Origin of the sequence: Sphingobacterium sp. UBA2610 (genome assembly GCF_002339225.1) — a bacterium.
Classification (GTDB): Bacteria; Bacteroidota; Bacteroidia; order Sphingobacteriales; family Sphingobacteriaceae; genus Sphingobacterium; species Sphingobacterium multivorum.
Window position 1 is genome coordinate 1 of sequence record NZ_DDKA01000006.1, and the last position, 3065, is coordinate 3065.

Here is a 3065-nt window from a genome sequence, read left to right on the forward strand (position 1 = left end):
TGTCTTCCTCTTTAATTTTTAAAATGATCTTTCAATATATATGTCAGTTGGCCTGACGATGATATATTATCATAAGACAGACCAATAAAGATTTTTAGGTGCCTATATCGGCGGTGTCTACCTCTTCCCATTCCGAACAGAGTAGTCAAGCCCGCCAGAGCCGATGGTATTGCCGTAACAGGTGGGAGAGTAGGTCGGTGCCTTTTTTTACACGGAAGCCCTTGCTGGAAACAGTCAAGGGCTTCTTTCGTTTAGCTACCTGCCTATCTATTACTGTAAAAATAGTGTTTATCCTTACAACTGATATCTTTTACAATGACGCAACAATGGGTGATGTCATAGTGCTTTGTTCCTGAGCAATAATACAATTATGATTTTTATTGAGTAACTTTGCAGCGCAATGGGTACATTATTGGACAACGGAATTAAACCGTATAATCATTACGGGGCTTATTTAAAGCAAAAGTATAACGGACAGAAAGTGTTTAAAGTGATTGTGGATGGTAATTTTACCTGCCCCAATCGTGATGGTAGTAAGGGCTATGGTGGTTGTACGTACTGTAATGTAGATTCTTTTACACCGGATACTGCCCGGAAAATTCCTTCTATACGCGAGCAGGTGGAATCGGGTATTGAAAGAGCACGTAATAGCTATGGCGCTGAGAAGTTTATTATTTATTTCCAGCCAAATACAAATACATATGCGCCGACTCATCTACTGAAGATGATGTATGATGAGGCTTTAAGTATTGATCCTGAAAATACTTTGGGTCTTTCTGTGGGTACACGTCCTGATTGTTTGGATTTTGAAAAGATAGCATTGTTGGAGTCTTATACAGATCGTTACGATGTGGATTTGGAAATGGGTATGGAATCTATTTACAACGATACATTGGAGCAGATCAATAGAGGCTGTTCTCACGACGAATTTGTTCAGGCCATGAATATGCTGAAAGATACTCCGTTGGAGCTTTGTGTGCATACCATCTTTGGCTTCCCGTGGGAATCTGAAGAAATGATGTTGAAATATGCAGATGAAATCAACCGCTTTCCACAGATTAAATTTGTGAAGCTACATCACCTACATATTGTAGAGGGATCTATTATGGGGGTTAAGTTCAAACGTGAGCCCTTTGAACTTTTTTCGATGGAAGGTTACACCGAGTTCTTAGCGAAGTTTATTCCTCGATTGCGTCCTGATCTGATCATTCAACGTATTTTCGGGATTGCAGATAAAGAATTGTTAATTGCCCCGAATTGGGGCTTACCGAAATCAGGTATTCAAACATACATCGATAAGGGATTGGAAGCACGTCAGGTCGTGCAGGGGAGTCTTTTTTAGCCGTTCCTAATATTTTATACTCTTTTGATAGATCATTGTATGCTATCGCGTTTAATGAATATATTCAGCGCTATAAAAACAGCAAAGGCTTCTCTAATGAAGCCTTTGCTGTTTACCTACAAAAAAAGGGTACGATTACCATCTTTTATTTAGCCCTCAACAATTGTTTTTAGATCGGCTGGAGAGTAATTGATGGATTTTAACGTTTTATTGTCAGCTGTTCTGAATACCAGAAATTTGCCATCAACTTCTTTATAATAGGATTCTACACCTTTTAATTTATAGTGCTCCTGTGTAGCGATGGCTTCTGCTTCGTCTTTACATGCTTTGCTCATATTGGAACGTTGAACTTCATCAAAAAGAGCAGAGAATTTATCTTTTAAACCAAATTCCAATACCGCTCCAGCAAGTACATATTGAATGTCACATAGCGCATCTGCAATCTCGACCAAATCTTTATCCCGGATGGCCTCTTCTAATTCTTTTAATTCCTCAGCGATCAACGATACCCGTAAGGCACATCTTTGTTCAGATGGAATAGTAGGCGTGTCTAGGATTGGATGTTGGAATGTTTTATGGAATTCCGCAACGGATGAAAGTGTTTTCGGATCAGTCATATTCTTTGTTTTATTATTTGAAAGAGCAAATATAAAAAATAAAGGACGGTTAACTGAATGACCGTCCTTTATTTTTATTTATCTGCTTAAGCGATTAAATCAGGTGCTTTAACTGCACGATTTCACGCTCTTCTAAATATCTCCAACGGCCACGTGGAAGGTCTTTTTTCGTTAAGTTTGCATAAACCACACGATCCAATTTAACGACTTCATATCCTAATGACTCAAAAATACGACGTACGATACGATTTTTCCCCGAGTGGATTTGGATACCGACTTCACGTTTCGATCCGCCTTGAACATAGCTCAAGTCATCTGGTTTAATTACACCGTCCTCTAATTCGATACCAAAGCTGATTTTGTTAAAATCGCCTTGTGTAAGGCTTTTGTTTAACTCGACATTATAGATTTTGCTGATGCTGTTGCGCGGGTGTGAAAGTTTTTCAGCAAGACTACCATCATTTGTCATCAAAAGTAGTCCTGTTGTGTTTCTGTCAAGACGACCAACAGGATAGATTCTTTCTTTTGTCGCTTTAGAAACAAGTTCCATTACGGTATGACGCTCCTGCGGATCATCTGTAGTCGTGATATAATCTTTTGGTTTGTTCAACAAAACATAAACATTTTTTTCACGTTTTAGACGTTCGTTGTTGTAACGGATTTCATCTGTTGCAGGATCCACCTTGGTACCCAATTCCGTAACAGGTTCTCCATTTACCCAAATAACACCAGCAGTGATAAGCTCATCCGCTTTACGTCTTGAACAGATACCAGCATTGGCGATGTAACGATTTAAACGAACTAAGCCGTCATCTTCTGCATCCTCTGCTTTTTTCTTTGGACGTTTAATATATTGTTTATCACCAAAGTTTTTGTTGTCGTCAAAATTTCTACTTTTATCGCCATCAAACTTTCTGTTAGAAGGTCTTGAAGAGTCATTTCTGTCTGAACGTTTGAAACTGTCTCTTTTGTCAAAAGAACGCTCTGATCTATCGAATGATCTTGGGCTGTCATTTCTGTCTGAACGTTTGAAGTTATCTTTTTTATCGAAAGAACGCTCTGAACGGTCAAAAGATCTTGGAGCGTCATTTCTGTCTGAACGTTTG

General features: G+C 38.9%; 3 protein-coding genes and 1 rRNA gene. 2 read left to right on the top strand and 2 right to left on the bottom strand.

The window, feature by feature from the left end:
• The first annotated feature begins 94 nt into the window (after nucleotides 1–94).
• Both rrf and B4Z47_RS04155 read left to right on the top strand, forming a co-directional pair.
• Nucleotides 95–206: ribosomal RNA gene (gene rrf, locus B4Z47_RS04150) — 5S ribosomal RNA — on the top strand.
• 194 nt (nucleotides 207–400) lie between these two features.
• Entirely contained in the window at nucleotides 401–1342 is a 942-nt protein-coding gene (locus tag B4Z47_RS04155; protein WP_286726863.1) for a TIGR01212 family radical SAM protein, read from the top strand.
• Nucleotides 1343–1491: 149 nt separating this feature from the next.
• Here B4Z47_RS04155 and B4Z47_RS04160 read toward each other — a convergent pair whose 3' ends face one another.
• Together B4Z47_RS04160 and B4Z47_RS04165 are read right to left on the bottom strand one after the other, a co-directional pair.
• Entirely contained in the window at nucleotides 1492–1959 is a 468-nt protein-coding gene (locus B4Z47_RS04160) for a nucleoside triphosphate pyrophosphohydrolase family protein (protein ID WP_070570070.1), read from the bottom strand.
• Nucleotides 1960–2053: 94 nt separating this feature from the next.
• A partial coding sequence (locus B4Z47_RS04165) for a pseudouridine synthase (protein WP_286726865.1) occupies nucleotides 2054–3065 on the bottom strand: 1012 nt, incomplete at its 5' end.

Excerpts from the sequence above, each read along its gene's own strand:
- B4Z47_RS04155 (WP_286726863.1), top strand. The coding sequence starts at position 401 with ATGGGTACATTATTGGACAACGGAATTAAACCGTATAATCATTACGGG.
- B4Z47_RS04160 (WP_070570070.1), bottom strand. The coding sequence starts at position 1,959 with ATGACTGATCCGAAAACACTTTCATCCGTTGCGGAATTCCATAAAACA.